This window comes from Rickettsia canadensis str. McKiel (assembly GCF_000014345.1).
Lineage (GTDB): Bacteria > Pseudomonadota > Alphaproteobacteria > Rickettsiales > Rickettsiaceae > Rickettsia > Rickettsia canadensis.
Genome location: NC_009879.1, coordinates 218292 through 235808 on the forward strand (window position 1 = coordinate 218292; position 17517 = coordinate 235808).

Below are 17517 nucleotides of genomic sequence, written 5' to 3' on the forward strand. Positions count from 1 at the left end.
TATTCATATTGTCATAATACATGCTATGGATGTTTTGAGACAAACTTTAGACACAAAAACCTGTATAGCAAAATTAGAAAATTTAAATAATAAAATCGTTAGATTAACTAGCTGGTTGAAAGAAAGATTGATATTTAGTAGATAAAACATAGATATTACAGATACCGTAATAACAATACAGAAATTATACATATGACAGTGAGGTACAGGTTAACGGAATAGAAGAGCTAATTTATCATACGTATGGAGTAATAAGGGTAAGTTTTCCTATATAATAAAAGATGAAGATAAGAATATTATTAGAGCGGTAGCACCAAGATGTAATTCTTATAATGAACGTGGCTCTCAATCACTTTATAATGATTTAGATTGGCATGTAGATGCGGCATATTGTCCAATGATAAAAAAGAGGGATAACTTATCTCCTTTTTACCAGATTACTTAATTTTCAGTATTGTGCATAAGTGGCATGATAATCTACCTATAGTATAATTAGCCTTAAAGATATATTAAATTAATTAAGCTATCAAGCTTAATAGGACTGAGTAATAAATTTACAGTAACAAGTGCATGTACAATATTAAGTAAAAATATACCTTTACTAGTATGCTAATGGTTATTACAGCAAAATAAAGATGGATACCATTCCTGAAACACAAAGACAAAGAGCAGCATAGTTGTTAAATACAATTAGAGAAATTGTAGATCAAAAATCTATTCAAATTACATATATTATATTGTTTCCAGTGATATCGTTATATTAAGCCATAAAATGGTTTTACATAAAAGAGATAGCTATAGTCCTAAATGGGATGGCAAAGACCGTTATTTTATTAGAATATATTCAGTGGAAGATATAAAAACCAAGGTATATTAAGCAAATTCTGCTCTATCATGGATATGGGTATAATAAAACCATAGTACTATGTAAATCACGTAAAAACGTCATTACGAGCATTCGTATAGAATGCGTGACAATCTAGTAGGTAGTGCGAAAACTCCTGAGATTAACGCATGTTGTTAACGCAACTCCTAACAATGACAGATAGTTTTTTAAAACTGTCCGATATTATGATAATACACAGACAGGGGTAAGAACAGTTTACCCCCAAATTTCTACTTTTTATAAGATAGCAAATTACAAAAAATAACTATTGGAAAAAGACTTATCCTCACTTATGAAGTATCGATAGAAACGCTACAATTAACGGTGAGAATTAAAAAGCTTTGTTATTGCTTTTTGTTTAAGTCTTTATGCTATTTCTTTGTTTTATAATTTTTGAACGTTAGAATTAACACCTAACTTAAGCAAAAGATTAAATCATGGTTATTTCTTTCTGCGGCTAACATCATTCTGGTACTACCTCTTCATATCTTAAATTAGCCATCATTCTCTAAAATGCGGCAATTCCTGGCTTCATAAAGCCTATATTTATATGTATTAAATTCATAGATGCACCCCAGACTGTAATACAAAATTGGCAATTTCTATATTATTATTTGATATAGCATAATCTAGAGGAGGCCAGCCCCCAAGCATGGTTGATTTACTCCATATCCATCATCTAATATTTTTTACTTCATCGATATTATACGCCTTAAATAGCATCTGCTATCGGTGTAATTAGATTTACAACTTTTTGATCATACTCAATACCTTCTACATATATTTTTTTACTCTTATACTCAAATTTACATTCGATCACATGAATAGAAGGAATAATAAAAATAATTATAAACTTTATTACTTAAATAATTTTTATAGAATGAATCTTAATTGTTAATTACTTGATCAATCTAGGTACTATGTAACTATGCAGCATCAAACCTTTATCGGTAAGGTAGACATTTTGATCTAACTTAATTAGGTCTTGGTTTTGATAATGTTTAAGATTATTCATGTCTAAAATATTCTCTAATTTTGTGTTCAATTTCTGCTCTAATATAGAAAGATTTATGCCACTTTTAAGACGCAATCCCATCATTAACATTTCTGCAATGACTTCTTGATGTGTTAACTTAATGTTAGTTTGAATACCAACATTTTTTATTTTAACCGAGTCTAACCATTTTTCAGGTTTATGCCACATCATAATTGCCAATACTGAACTTGAGGGTTCAATGATTCTACTATGAGCTCCAGGACCTATACCTAAATAACTATTATAATTCCAGTAAGTTAAATTATGCAAACATTCCTGACTTACTAGAGCATAATTAGATATCTCATATCTAAAATATTTTTTAGATTCTAGATAATGGTTTGTCCATTCATACATTTCAGCTGCTTCATCCGAATGCGGCAGAATCAGGGTACCGTCCCTAAATAATTTATAAAACAGTGTACCTTTTTCAATAGTCAGCTGATAAAGAGAAATATGCGAGGTAGCAAGCTGCATTGCTTGTTTTAATTCTTCTTGCCAGTCTTTTAATTTCTGACCACTACGTGCATATATTAAATCAAATGATACTCGTGGAAAAATCGTATTTGCCGTCTCAATTGTTTTAATTGCTTGCATACAATCATGGGTTCTACCTAGTTTTTTTAAATCGTCTTCTTTTAAGGATTGTACTCCAATTGAAACACGATTAATTCCGGCAGACTTGAATGCTTTAAACTTCTCAGTTTCAAAGGATGTAGGATTGGTTTCTAGAGTTATCTCGGTTTGATGATCAATAATCGCTATATTAATGATTTTATTTATTATTACTTCCACTATTACAGGATCCATTAATGAAGGAGTGCCACCACCAAAAAAAATAGATTTTATATATTTATTTTGAATAATGGGCTTAAAATACTCAATTTCCCTTTCATAGGACTTAAGCCACTGTTCATGATCTATAGTGCTTGCCACATGAGAATTAAAATCACAATACGGGCATTTTGACAAACAAAACGGCCAATGAATATAAATACTTAAATCATCTGTCGTAACTTTCATATTTTATATTTTTAAAGAATGCAGATAATTTATGTTAGTTTCTCAATTTCTTCTTTTTTGAATCCAATTAAGACAATTATTAAGTCAATTTTTAAACCAGCTTTGATTAAATTTTGTGCTATAATAATTTTTTCTTTTCTTTATACCTGCGATCTAAGAATTTTTCTACTTCTATTTTATCATTTTTCTTATTCAAGGTGTAGAACAAAATTAGCTCTATATAATCAATACCGATATTAATTTTAATAAATTCAGGGAAAAGATCAGCTATTTCTTGCCATCTCCTTAATAAATCTCATGCATGTATATGCTTCATAAAAAATTGTAAAATTCCAGACAAAGCATTTTCTTTCAATTTTTGATCAGATATATCATACACATTTATAAGTTGATAATCATTAATCCAAGTATTTTTAAGTGCACCATGATCAAACAAACTTCCATCAATTTTGAGGAGTATAATATTTTTATATACCGTTTAGAATACGCACCGATATATAAAAGGAAATTGGGTATTTTTGTTGTTTTTATATGATATTCATCAATATTTAACATATACTTAAATAAACGAAAAACCATATAATGATCAGATTGACTTTGCCGCCAAGTTTAGCTAAAAATAAAATATCCAATATGGATTTTAAGTGTTTTATCCACAAAACTATCTTTCTCCATTTTAAGAGTTTCAAAAGAAAGTAAATTTTGTATTAATGCGGTCAATGCATTTCCAAAAACTCTTTAGCAACTATCAGATTTTTAAATGTACTACTTACAATCTCATCATGTTTAGGATTTTTCTTTATTTGACATAATATAAATTTATGAAAACACTTTTCCAAGTCCACTACGTAATAGATTTTTAGGGTTTACTTTACTTGCTTTTTTCATCATATCGCTTATTTGCTTATATTGCTTTAGTAAAATATTTACCTTTTGTACTGTAGTACCGGCACCTAGAGCTATACGTTTTCTGCGAGAGGCATTAATTATATCAGGATTCTTACGTTCTTTCGGCGTCATAGATAAAATAATTGCTTCTTGATGTTCAATTATTTTACTATTTAGTTTTGACTGATCTATTTGATCCATAATTTTACCGCTACCCGGTAACATACTAAGTATACTTCCAAAACCTCCCATTTTTTTTATGCTTCTAATTTGCTGCATATAATCATTTAGATCGAATTTACCTTTTTTTAATTTAGCAGCTGTTTTTTCCGCTTCTTCTCTATTAACGAGACCAGATGCTTTTTCAATAAAGGATATAATATCGCCCATATCAAGTATTCGAGAAGCTAAACGTTTAGCATCGAACTCTTCTAAATCGGTTAGTTTTTCACCGTTACTCAAGAATTTAATCGGCTTTTTGGTAATATATTTTACACTAAGTGCTGCACCGCCTTTAGAATCACCGTCAATTCTAGATAAAATTAATCCTGAAATTTCTAACTTTTCATTAAAGCTACTTGCCGTAACTACGGCATCCTGCCCTGTCATACTGTCAATTACTAATAAAGTTTCCGTAGGCTCCACTATCTTTTTTATTGATAGTGCCTCCTCCATCATCTCTTTATCAATTTGTGTTCTACCGGCAGTATCATAAATTACGACATCATAAGCAGAGAGTTTAGCTTCAGCAATAGCTCTTTTGACAATATCAAGAGGTTTTTCACCTTGCACAATAGGTAATGAATTAATCTGTACTAAATTTGCAAGTATAGCTAGTTGCTCTTGTGCTGCTGGTCTGTAAGTATCCAGAGAAACAAGTAAAACTTTTTTATTGTGATTTTTAAGTCGTAAAGCAAGTTTACCACTCGCTGTAGTTTTACCACTACCTTGCAACCCTACCATTAAGAAATTTACAGGTGGCTTTGAATTTAAATTTAGCTTTGTCTCACTTTCACTGGCAGCTAAAAGATTTATCATCTCTTCATGGATAATTTTAATTATCATCTGCCCAGGTGAAACAGACTTAATAACCTCCTGCCCCAGTGCTTTTTGTTTAACTTCTGCTATAAAATCTTTTATCACAGGCAACGCTACATCCGACTCTAAAAGAGCTACTCTTATATCTCGCATAGTAGCATCTATTTGGGCTTCCGTCAAAATTCCTGAGCCAACTAGTTGATCAAAAGCCTTCGTTAAATTTTGTGTTAAAGTTTTAAACATGTAAATAATTTGATTTTAATAAAGTGCACAGAACCTAATATATTCTACGAGTAAATGAACAATAGTCAAAATAAAACATAAATTAAATTTGTATTTGAGATAGGGTGGGGCACGCTTCTATCATCAATATGTTTCAGCAACAATATATTTTGTTGTTTTATAGATAACGTGCAAGGGCAGAGTGATATCGACTTCTCAATTACTAGAAAATTCATTAACCACTAATATATAACTTGCTTTTAAGTCCAAATCATAATCAATGGTATTATATATTAACTTTTTTATGTTAGTAAATTTTTGCAGTAAATATGAAGGATGTTGATTGGATAGTTTATTAAAAATCTTATTTTCTAAATCTAGAAGTTCAATATTAACGTTAGCAGATTTTTTAAGAATTCTATTCATTAATAATAATATGTTATCAATAAAATCTAGCCATAATTCTCGGTCTTTAGTAGTAAAACGATTAATAAAATCTAATGTCTTATCATCTGCTATCGGCTGAATAAATTCAGAATATAATGGGTTTTGAGTATTATGGATAGATGATCTCATATTAATTTTAAAACATCTTGATCTAATCGTAGCAATAATACTTGCAGCTCTTGAAGTAATTAAAAAAATGTAACTATTCTTTGGTACATCTTCAAGAATTTTTAAGCATGAATTCGCTGCATTCAAATTCATAAGATCCGCCGAATAAATTACGGCAACTTTATAACCTGAGACTGCAGAAGTTTTATTTAAAAAGTCTTGTAACTTTCTTATTTGTTCAATAGAAATATTTTTAACATTAGATATACTTGAAGTTTCCCTAGCGATAAAATGATAATCAGGATTATTTTCAAGAGGAATGTTATTCTTAAAAAGCTTAACATATATAAAATCTTCTACATCTTTTAAAGCTTGCTCTATATTTTCAGCTTCGATAAGCCAACTATTATATAGCTTATTATATTTTAAGTTAAACTCTAGACGTTCGATTATCATAATATAAGAAGAGTTATCGTAGTAACAATATGGTGTAATATCATTATTTAAGTTGTACTTAAAAATTGTTCTATATTCATTCCGACTTTTGCAGAGCATTGTTGCATGAGCTGGTTTATCTAGTGTTACCCCGTAAGCTTATAACGGGGTTTGGAAAATTATTAGTGCTATAAGTTACTCCTTGAATGATATGGTCAAGTCACGGTATAACACCGAAGCATTTTTCTAGAGCCATACAAATAAAGCCCCATTTTGTAGGAATTATAAAATAAAACATTTATAACGGGTTCAGAATCATTAATTACAAGCTTCTTTCATTTTTCTTCCAGCTCTAAAAGTAGGTTGATTGTAAGCATCTATTTTCATTTTTGCTCCAGTTTTTGGATTACGACCCTCACGTGCTTTTCTATGATGTATTTCAAATGAACCAAAACCTGTTATATTAATATTATAATGACTCTTTATAGCATTAATCACACTATCAAGAACTAAATTAAGTGCTTTCTCAGCATCAGCTTTTGTTAATGATTTATATGAAGCATGTTTATGATTACGACCATGGTTGGTCATAAACGCTATAAATTCGGTTTTATTCATTTTTTTTGATTCGTGTTTGTTATGTGCACTCATAATAAAATCAACTCTCCTTTAATGGGTTAATATGCATTGATGGTTTTTTATAAAAAAATATATACAACTGGCAATAATATACATCAATATATTTTTTATGTGAGTTAATTATAACAAACTACCCACATACTGCAAATGCCAGTTATTTACACAGTTTAAAATACATACGTTATTATATTAATTTATAGAAAAATGTATCCATTTTACATCAGTAATACTGTTAAAACTATCGTAATCAAGTAATTAAAGTGAAAATTTATCATTAAAACAGTAATTTGTTATTGGGTAAAATTGTAGAAATCAGGATCTGAAGTGTTTCTTACCCTGATTTCAAAATATATTATTTTCTATAAAAAATTATAAGTTTTTACTCACAATAATATATTTTATAAAAGGTAGAAACCACCTTTTATCTTTTATATTCAATATTTCTCATTGAATAGCGGATTATGTAATAATCCGCTATTCGCATTAATTCAGAATAAAATTTTTTAAAAAATATATTAACAATGTTATTGTCTGAAATTTGCATTAAACGTCCAGTATTTACGACAGTTTTGAGTTTGGTTATCGTAGCTCTTGGAGGATTTTTTGTTACCAAACTACAAATTAGAGGAACTCCGGATATTTCAGTGCCCATTATAAATGTCAATGCTTATTATGCAGGTGCTGATGCTTTATATATGGAAAAAGAAATAACGACACGTATAGAAAAAGCTTTAAAGACGGTTAAAAATTTAGATTATATAACTTCTCACAGTTCCACGGGTAAAAGTAGTATTACTTTATCGTTTCTACTATCTACCGATATTGAAGTAGCACTAAACGATGTTCGTTCTAAAATATCGGATATCACTTATATGTTTCCACACGATATGAAAACTCCGTCGGTTGCAAAACTTGATACCAATAGTTTTCCAAGTCTTATAATAAGTATTGAAAGTGATCAATATAGCGATTTAGAATTAACAAAGATCGTCAAAGATAGTCTACAAACACCTTTAGATAAACTTACAAGTGTAGGACAATCACAAATTTATGGAGGCAGGGAATATATAATGAGAATAGAACCCGATTCCAAAAAATTATATCAGTATAAAATTTCTTTATTGGAGATTGAATCTGCAATAAAAGAACAAAATAAAGATTATCCCGCAGGCACAATTAAAACAAGAAGTAATAATTTTATAGTAACTCTTCAAGGTTCTTTATCTACACCGGAAGAATTCGGCAATATTATTCTAAAAGTACAAAATAGAAGCATAATAAAATTACGAGACATCGCAAAAATATCTTTAACTTCTCCCGATAAGGACATAATTTTCAGATATAACGGTAAAAGCTCTATTGCCCTTGGGCTTATAAAAGAATCAAAAGCTAACGTCATAGATTTATCAAATGAAGTAACTAAAGAATTAGAAAGAATTAAAAAATTAATGCCCAAAGGAATAAGCATGGGTGTCGTATATGATGGAGCAACACCTATAAAAGAATCCATTTATGCGGTATTTCAAACAATTGTTGAAGCTTTAATATTAGTAGTTTTAGTAATTTATTTATTTCTTGCTTCTGCTAAAATGACCTTAATTCTGTTTGTAACGATTCCAGTATCGTTGATCGGTACTTTTAGTGTAATGTATGCTTTTGGATTTTCTATTAATATATTTACGCTCCTTGCTATGATACTTGCTATAGGTATTGTAGTAGACGATGCAATAGTTATGCTTGAAAACATTTTTAGATATAATGAAATGGGGCATAAACCCATGGCAGCAGCTATGCTTGCTTCCAAAGAAATCGGCTTTGCAATCATTGCTATGACTATTACGCTTGCGGCCGTATTTTTACCTGTCGGTTTTATAGAGGGTTTCATTGGGAAACTGTTTATTGAATTTGCTTGGACTTTAGCATGTTGTGTTCTGTTCTCAGGATTTGTTGCTTTAACTTTGACTCCTATGATGTCAAGTCGTATGGTTACAAAACATAGTAAGGACTTACCAAAATTCTTAGTAAAGTTTAATGACATTTTACAATTTATTCAAAATAAATATATTTATTATCTAAATCTAACTTTTGAAAATAAAAAGAAAATTGTCATCATTATTGCATCATCATTTATAGTACTGATTATTAGTTTTAAATTTACTCAAAAAGTTTTTATACCACAAGAAGATGATGGATTTTTACAACTTTCTCTTAAAGGACCTGAAGGTTCTAGTTTGGAATCTTCTACTAAAGTAGTAACGGAAGCTGAAAAGATCCTTGCTAATTATAAAGATATATTAGGTTATCTGATGATAATAGGTGCCGGCGGTAGCGATAATGTTTTTGGGTTTATTCCATTAAAAGACTGGAGTGATCGTTCTCGTTCACAAGAAACTATTAAGAATATATTAAATAAGCAATTTTCCGAAATACCTGGTATGTCGATTTTTGCTATGGCTCCACGTTCAATGGTTAGTGGAAATGCAATTAGTCCTATCGAGTTTACTATTCAAACAAGCCTTGAATATGATGACCTAGATAAAATATCACAACAATTTATTGATATAATGAAAACAAATCCTATTTTCTTAAATGTCAATAGAAATTTACAATCGACAATACCGACTATAAGTATAGACGTTAAGCGTGATAAGGCTTATTTATACGGAATGGATTTGGCCAATATAGGCAAAACAGTACAATATTTACTTGCAGGTCAACAAATTGGAGATTTTAGAATAGGTAATGATTTATATAATGTTATATTACAATTTAATCCAAAAGATCGAAAAGATATTAGTGCTTTTAGTAAAATTTTAATTAGAGCAAAAAATAATAATATGTTACCGCTTGAATCGATAGCCAATATTACGGAAAAAATCTCAGTAAAATCATATAGTCATTATAATAATTCAAAATCCGTTACTATTTCTTCCGATCTTACTCCTGATGGAAAAATTAATGACGCAATCGATGAAATTAATAAAATCGCTGCTAAGTTACTTGATCCTAGTAATACGATAATTGAATATATTGGAGAAATTAAACAAATGAGAGAGGCAAACAGTAATATGCTTATAACATTTGTATTTGCTCTTGTATTTATCTATTTAGTGCTTGCAGCTCAATTTGAAAGTTTTACTGATCCTTTATTAATATTACTTGCTGTACCTTTCTCAATAACTGGCGGTGTACTTACACTATGGCTTGCAGGTAATAGCCTTAATATGTATAGCAATATCGGACTTATTACTTTAATTGGATTAATTACTAAGAATTCTATTATGATAGTAGAATTTGCTAATCAGCTAAGAGAAAAAGGAGTAAAGGTTCGGACAGCTATAATAGAATCCTCAAAACTTCGCTTGCGTCCAATTCTCATGACTAACCTTGCTGCTGTAGTCGGAGCTTTACCTCTAGTTTTTGCAGACGGGACCGGTGCTGCTGCTCGTAATTCTATCGGTTTTGTAATAGTTGGAGGATTAAGCTTCGGTACTATATTTACAATTTTTGTTATACCCGTAATATATCAAACTTTTAAGAAGGATTAATAAATTATAGAATTTTAAAATTTAGTAGACATAAAGCACAAAATGAGAAATGATTATTTTACGTTTAATGAATATGAGGTCAAAATATGTTAATAAATACTTCTAATAATCTGCTTATTACTACTATACATTTACTATCTTCTATAGGTGCTATAAATTGGGGCTTGGTTGGGTTATGTAATTTTAATTTAGTCACACTTTTATTTGGCTCATTTCCAATTATTGTTACAATACTTTATATAATTATAGGCTTTTGTGGTGTATATTCTTTCCTTTATTTAGGTAAACTATTTTAAATCTGGAATAGAAAATGGGAGTAAAACTGTGTTATTCTGTGGCCTACATTCATTGTTGTATGAATCAGAAAACTCCCTTGATGTCCTTTCCGAGGAAGTGGAAATCCAGTAATTAAAAAGCATAAATACTACTAGTATTGTTGTATTTTTTTTCAGATTTCCACCTCCGCAGGAATGAAATAGTAAGAGCTACTTGTGCTATAGCAGTTATCGCTGCTGTTTCAGCTCGCAGTATATTACTTCCTAAACTTATAGATTTTGTATTCTTATATGAGGCAAGAAGTTGAAGCTCATCAATAGTAAAACCGCCTTCCGGTCCAATAACAATATCTATATCACTATTATTAAGTAATGATGTAATTTGTAATATAGAGTTTTCTTCTTTTTCATATTCATTAGCATATAACATCAAATTATTATTCTTTTTAAGATAATCTTGTAATTTAATAGCTTGCTCAATTATTGGGGGAATAAGACGCTCTGATTGCTCTGTCGCTTCAATCATACATTTTGTTAAACGTTTGATATTTACCGATCTAAATTGACACCGCTTGGTAATTAATGGAATAATTTTAGTTATACCGAGTTGCGTAGCCATATTTATTGTGAGCATTAATTTATCTTGCTTTATTATAGCAACAGCAAGAGTTAAAGCAGATTCTGTATCAGGCTTCTTTAACTGTTCTTTAAGCTTAACCGATAGGTTATTTTTACCTATATCAGTAATTTGTGCTAAAAATTCTCCATCCGTACCGTTAAAGATACGCAAGCCATCATTTACTTTAAGACGTAGCACCGTTTTAATATAATGAATATGATCGTTTGCTAATTCTAGCTTGCTATTTTCAGCTAAATGACTATTAATATATATGCGGTTATATTTCATATATTTAGTACTCTGGACGATAAAAAGATAATAATATATCAGAAGAAAAAATTTGCCAAAAGAAAAAGAAATTGGTGGTGTTAAAGGTCTTAGGACCCGACAAGATACGGATATTATCATTATGAATAGTAACGCTTTCTAATACTGTTATAATTTTGTTGTGATTATTTTCATAATATTTTGTTATTACACATAATATTTCCTTTTCATTTGTTGTGTTCTTCTGTAGGAAAAATTTTTTAAAAGCCTGTTAGAATATTGTTAAGGTTGCCGGGAACTGGTGACTGTTACTGCATCTAATATTATGATATTAATTTATTAGTAACTAAGTTTTTAATAAAAAATACATTGATGAACTCCTGAGTGATAATATAAGCTGTATCAGTGTATTTTCATTAAAAATTTGTTAGAACATTCCCAAAATCCTTTTCCTGTGATTTCAAATTTTTTAGGGAATATACAGCTAGTTCATATTTATGCTTCATTGCCAGTGTATCAAAATCACATAATTTATCGAATCTTGTATTAGTGAATCATTAACTTCTGTCAATGCATTTAGAATATTTGCGTTTAAAGAGTCAAGAGCAGTTTCTTCATCTGTTAAAGATTTAATATCCACTTCTATGGGAATTTTAAATTTCATGTATAACCCGTTAATTTATTCTTTAATATAAATTTAATACTATCGCTTTCGTTGCTATCACTGATAGTACTAATAATAAATTCACCGACTTTTACCTTCCATATTACTGCTGCGTTTGGTTTTGCATTTTGCTACTCATGCATTACCTGCAAACCAAAAGATATTATTAGTTTTATTATCGTTGATTGCATTAAATTTTTTTGATTAAATTTAATCGGCAAACTAATTAACTGATTATACATAATATCTTGTGGATGAGCCGCTAGACATTTGGTAAATAAATATTTATATGCATCAAATAATATTAAGGTTGTTTCCCACATTTTTAAAGTGGATTTTGTGGTATTACTGCAAGGCTTAAAATATCAATCAAATTTAAGTCTTTTAGGCTGCGAAAATATAACTGCCGTCTGCTACCCATTCAATGTTACTACCGTAAGGCACTAGGTTTAGATAAGTTTCTAGGATTTCATCTTTTGAATAATATAGTTCTATATGCGCAGCTTTAATAATTTGATGAATTTTACTAAAGATAGTAGAAGAGTTGATTACGTATATAAGGCGTGTTACTTACATTGTTATAGTAGATTCTCCTATTTTTTGACCGTTTTCTAAATAAGTAGAATAAAAAGCTTTGGCTAAAGAAATGTGATTAACACCGCAATGTTTGTAAAAATGCCTATCTTCATAACAGTACTGCTTCTATAAAATTTGCTAGTATTTCGCTTAGCGGAGTGAATTATTGCTCATCACACGTCTTTGAGTCATAGAGAGCAGGAGGAATAATAAAATATAATATTATAATGCCGGTGATTGGAATAAAAAGTAATTTGGTTTTGAGAGACAAATTATATACCTTATAGTTTTTATTTTATTCTAGCTGTTGCTAATGTCATTCCCGCGAAAGCGGGACTCCAGAAAATATAAAATATCATGCTTTCCTATTATTGACTGGATTTTTGTGATCAATGAAATGACATTGGACTATGTAATAATCGTTATAAAGGATTAAAAAAATAATGGAAAATTTAATAATATAATATAGCTTGCATGTATAAAAGTAATATCGATTACCTTAATTAAACATTAACAGATCAACTAATTGTTAATATAATTAAATATTATGATTGTTATAAATATTAAACTATTGTATAAAACGCACTTTGCTATCCTAACTTATAGCTTGTCAATAAAAATTGCGTGACATAATATTTTTCGTGTATTACCCTCTTTAATATTAAATATTAATATTTTAAGTTATAATTAATATTTCATTAACAGGGAATAGATATTATTGCAAGAAATTTATAAATTTTTCTAAATTAAGTTTAATTTGTGCTACAACTACTAATGTAAGTAGTATAGCTTTAGAAGCTCAGGCTGCTGACCGTCGTATAGAGAGAGGTACATCGTGTTACTGCTGCTAGTGTTTTACGTAGCATGTGGAAGTTGCCGTTAATACAGCAGTGATTGGAGCAATGTATAGCTCTATTTGTAATATTGTTCAAATGAAATAGTGATATTATATCACATAGAATGTTATCTAATGCTGCGGTTGTTGCAGGTGATAAAGATGCAAGAGTATTAGATAAAGATGTTTGGATTGCCAGTATTTACTGTACTAATAAGTAAGGAGCACAAAAAGGTTTTGCCGGTTATAAAGGTCATGCTTTAGGCGGTACTATAGGTTTTGATATTGGGTTTAATAACTACAAAGATTTAGTCGGTATTGCCTAAACTGGATTCAAAGTTTACATCTAGTAGGTAGCGGTTAAATACTAATATTGATAGCAATATCCAGAAAGAATTACTGAAAAACTCATGATCCAAGCTATGTTTGCTTACAATTAGAATATCGTGAAGATTAAAATCAACCGTTAGGTACTATTGCTAATAATTATAACTTAATTATAACTTAATTATAACTTTGAAACCTTATTAAATTATAATTATCTTATGAATGGTGGTATTATTCTTACTTCAAATCTCGGTGTAAGAGATACAGTAACTCTAAAGATAGTGCATACCAAGAAAGCAATATAGGTATTTAGCATTTAAGTATTGCTTCTAAAAAAGAGCATTTATGGAATAGTATTTTAGGAAGCAAAGTAACCTTGACTTCTTACAGAAAATAGCAGCATGGTTTAGTATGACGCCTGCACTTCAAGCATCTATGGAATTAACTATAAAAGTAAAAAACTTAATGCTAAAGTAAAATGGAAAGATAGAGAAGGTAATGAAACCATTGCATTACCAACGCAGTACAAAGTCAGTTATAATATCGGTGCTAACATTTTAATGTATTACTTGAATATAACTGCTAATTACAATCAAAGCCACAAAGGTCTTTTGTGAAGTTATAGATTATTATTCCATGCATGGCTTGGAAAACTTAGCTGTTACCCCGTGACTTGATCACATGGTCCAGTTTAAAATACTAAAATTATGTATTTTAAAGTTGTGTTTATGAATACCGTGGTCGAGCCACCGGTATACACAGTAAGCTTTTTCAGCTTCTAAAAGAATTACATAAGGGCCATACAATAATGCTTATTACTGGTCTCTTACTACTAAAACTGATATATCTGAATGGCGGACGATTTTAGAAGCATTAGGTCCAAGCATATAATCTTTTAATTGCAGTCTAACTGCAGAGATTATTATTAAATCCGCTTTAATTTCATTAGAGTGCTTAATTATTTCATCATAAACGGCACCGCTACCTATATAATAATCTGTTGCAATTTCATCGGGAATATACTGTTTGATAAGCTCTTTAATTTGGGCTTGATACTTTTCTTTTTTCTCTGTTCTCCAATTTTTAGGTAAATAATCTTCAAACAGTTTTGTACCGAATTCAGGAATTACATACATAAAATACAATTTTGCTTGAAACGAAGTAGCAAGCATTAAAGCCTTAGAAAGAATGCCTTTTATAGATTTTTTATCATTTAAATCTATAGGTATAAGTATATTTTTAAATCTGATATTTCCAGACATAAGATATTGTTAGTTTTTATTTCTTACTGCATCATGTTTTGGTAGAACAAAATTTTTAGTATCAGCAAAATAGTTAATGTCAAAGTTATTTAATAAGTAATTAGAAAGTTTAAAATTTGCTACGTTTCTATGAAAAGCTCCAATAAATTTATCTAAAATATCACGATTCGCATCATCTCTAGTGACTAGAATTGCCGATACTTTTATTGTAGTTTGATCATTGGCAATTGCTGGATATAAACCCTTGTGAAGTATAGTTTTATGAAAAGCTCTATTTTGTTTTACTAATTTTGCTATTTTATCATTTTCAATGGAAATGAAATCAACTTTACACTTATTAGCTATTAAATTTACTAAGGGGTTAGAGTGTCCAACCATCATGATTATAGCATCTATTTCCTTATTACAGAATTTATCAATAGAATCTTCATAATTAATTTGTAGCTCTTCAGGTGCTTTAGAAAATTTATATAAAGAACGTACAGCATCATAAGTAATATTACTACCGGAAAATGCTGGACCATTAGTTATTTTTTTTCCGTCAATATCAGCAAAAACTTTTATTTTATCCTCATCTTTTACAATAACCGTAAAAAATTCATCATGTAGATTAAGAACCTGACGTAAATTTTGCATTTTTTCTTGATCGTGATAATAACCTATACCCTCATATGCTTCTAATGCAATATTGGCCTGCACTAAGGCTAAATCAATTTTACCTTGTTGTAATAATTTTAAATTTTCTATACTGCCGTTTGTTGCAACAACTTCACATTTAATATGTTCATTATTTTTATTATCATTTGTAATAGTTTTGCATAAATCAAGTCCAATAGCATAATATCCTTTTAAAATAGAGCCGGTACCGATTTTAATGACTTTTGGAGCAGCATAAATATTACTATAAATAAGCAATATGCTAACAATAGTAGTATATAACCCTAATTTCAAACTATTCATAAACCTAATTCAGATTATTTGCGGTGTTTTGCTCTTCTTCATGTTCGCCAAGTTTTAGTTCCAATAAATTAATTGAACCGATATTTATACCTTTATCTGAAAACTCAATATTAAACTTAGCTTTATCCATATTGTTATATGCCCAATTCGTATCATTTTGATCTATATTTAAATCAGTGTCGGAAGCTTTATTAATTGCCTTAGCAATAATTGTTTTAATTATTTTTTTAGAAAAAATAATATTATTCGGTAATAATTTATCAACTATGGAATTATAATTTTCCAGCTCAAAATATAGTTTTCCTTCCGGTAATTTATTGGCAAAGAATTGTAAAGCACCGTTTACAGTAACTTTAGAATCATTATCACAAGTAAAAATCAATCTTTCTATATTAAAATTTTGTAAAATAGCTGAATTTTCTCTGTCTTCAGCAAATTTTAAAGAGATAGCAATATCTAAATTAGCATTTTTAAAATGCAAAATATCTTTTGTTGAATCATAATTCATATTTAAAGATAAGGATATATTTTCCTTACTTGCTAAATTTTGTTTTCTTATAAGAAATGCTAAATTATTAATTTTAAAAATTTCATAATTATCTTTAAATATTGATAATGCTTTATTATTTAACTGAATTGATTTGAATATCTCTTTTAAATTATCATCCTTTGATATTTTATATAAAGGTTTATTAAATTTTCCTATACTTTTTATGTCATCATCACTGCGTATATCATAGGTAAATGTTTTATCACCGTAATTAGCAACTTCTCTAATAAAAGGACCAAAATTAAGAGTGGCTCTTTTAGTACTAAAAGCTATATTTAGGACAATATTTTCGCTAGTAAATTCTTTAGAATTTACATGATCAATTAATTTTACTTTAGGATCCGTTACGGTAATTTTCCAATTAAAAGGATAACCTGAAAACTTAACCACATTATAATATATTTTAAGATTATCGGATTCAGAATTTTTAATTAAACTTACAACGTTATTTTTTATAGTATATGCAATTGCAAACCATATTATAGTAAAGGCTAAAAACACAAAAAGAAGTATTTTACGTATCACTGTTTTAATCCATTATAATTTTATATTACGAGTAGCAGAAGGAAGACGTACTTTTATGCCATCTAATTCTTCGGTTAAAATAATTTGACACCCTAACCTAGAAGTATCCGTAAGACCGAAGGCTAAGTCAAGCATATCTTCTTCTGCTTCCGTAGGTTTTTTAAATTTGTTGTAAAATTCTTCTTCTAAAATAACGTGACAAGTGGCACAAGCAAGTGATCCTTCACAAGCTCCCTCAAGGTCTATATCGTTACTATGGGCGATTTCTAAAATAGAAAGCCCTATGGGTGCTTCTACTGTTTTTTCTTCTCCATCATTTATAATAAATGTTACTTTTATTTTTCCTGACATTCTTCTTATTTTCCTTATCTAAATTTGCGATTATAT

At 29.3% G+C, this 17517-nt stretch carries 11 protein-coding genes and 2 pseudogenes; 2 read left to right on the forward strand and 11 right to left on the reverse strand.

Annotation, left to right across the window (positions count from 1 at the left end):
* Positions 1–1784 precede the first annotated feature (1784 nt).
* From hemW to A1E_RS00930, 5 genes are all read right to left on the reverse strand, one after another.
* Entirely contained in the window at positions 1785–2945 is a 1161-nt protein-coding gene (gene hemW, locus A1E_RS00910) for a radical SAM family heme chaperone HemW (protein ID WP_012148342.1), read from the reverse strand.
* Between the two features lie 609 nt (positions 2946–3554).
* Positions 3555–3665 carry a hypothetical protein gene (locus tag A1E_RS07370; RefSeq protein ID WP_410524325.1) on the reverse strand — a complete coding sequence of 37 codons (111 nt, stop codon included), beginning with the start codon at positions 3663–3665 and terminating at the stop codon, positions 3555–3557.
* A gap of 99 nt (positions 3666–3764) precedes the next feature.
* On the reverse strand, positions 3765–5114 hold the full coding sequence (gene ffh / locus A1E_RS00920; RefSeq protein ID WP_012148344.1) for a signal recognition particle protein: 1350 nt from the start codon (positions 5112–5114) through the stop codon (positions 3765–3767).
* 195 nt (positions 5115–5309) lie between these two features.
* Positions 5310–6104 carry a DNA polymerase III subunit delta' gene (locus A1E_RS00925; protein WP_012148345.1) on the reverse strand — a complete coding sequence of 265 codons (795 nt, stop codon included), beginning with the start codon at positions 6102–6104 and terminating at the stop codon, positions 5310–5312.
* A gap of 297 nt (positions 6105–6401) precedes the next feature.
* Positions 6402–6734, reverse strand: a complete 333-nt coding sequence (locus tag A1E_RS00930; RefSeq protein ID WP_012148346.1) for an HU family DNA-binding protein — start codon at positions 6732–6734, stop codon at positions 6402–6404.
* 509 nt (positions 6735–7243) lie between these two features.
* On the opposite strand from A1E_RS00930, the gene A1E_RS00935 reads away from it, so the two are divergent.
* The gene (locus A1E_RS00935) at positions 7244–10270 is read left to right on the forward strand and encodes an efflux RND transporter permease subunit (protein ID WP_012148347.1); all 3027 of its coding nucleotides are present in this window, start codon (positions 7244–7246) and stop codon (positions 10268–10270) included.
* 86 nt (positions 10271–10356) lie between these two features.
* Positions 10357–10585, forward strand: a pseudogene (locus A1E_RS00940) (DUF378 domain-containing protein); the annotation flags it as partial.
* A 93-nt stretch (positions 10586–10678) separates the two neighbouring features.
* Here the strand turns inward: A1E_RS00940 and A1E_RS00945 are convergent.
* From A1E_RS00945 to A1E_RS00975, 6 genes and pseudogenes are all read right to left on the reverse strand, one after another.
* On the reverse strand, positions 10679–11452 hold the full coding sequence (locus A1E_RS00945; RefSeq protein WP_012148349.1) for a 16S rRNA (uracil(1498)-N(3))-methyltransferase: 774 nt from the start codon (positions 11450–11452) through the stop codon (positions 10679–10681).
* 843 nt (positions 11453–12295) lie between these two features.
* Positions 12296–12942: pseudogene (locus tag A1E_RS07220) on the reverse strand (transglycosylase domain-containing protein); the annotation flags it as partial.
* A gap of 1706 nt (positions 12943–14648) precedes the next feature.
* The gene (locus tag A1E_RS00960) at positions 14649–15095 is read right to left on the reverse strand and encodes a universal stress protein (RefSeq protein WP_012148353.1); all 447 of its coding nucleotides are present in this window, start codon (positions 15093–15095) and stop codon (positions 14649–14651) included.
* Between the two features lie 9 nt (positions 15096–15104).
* Positions 15105–16055: a TAXI family TRAP transporter solute-binding subunit gene (locus A1E_RS00965; RefSeq protein WP_012148354.1), complete on the reverse strand. Its 951-nt coding sequence runs from the start codon at positions 16053–16055 to the stop codon at positions 15105–15107.
* 4 nt (positions 16056–16059) lie between these two features.
* Complete coding sequence (locus tag A1E_RS00970; protein ID WP_012148355.1) at positions 16060–17130, reverse strand: RP198 family tick cell line-upregulated protein; 1071 nt, start codon at positions 17128–17130, stop codon at positions 16060–16062.
* A gap of 12 nt (positions 17131–17142) precedes the next feature.
* A complete protein-coding gene (locus A1E_RS00975; protein ID WP_012148356.1) occupies positions 17143–17481 on the reverse strand; it encodes a ferredoxin family 2Fe-2S iron-sulfur cluster binding protein in 339 nt (112 codons plus the stop codon).
* Between the last annotated feature and the right edge of the window lie 36 nt (positions 17482–17517).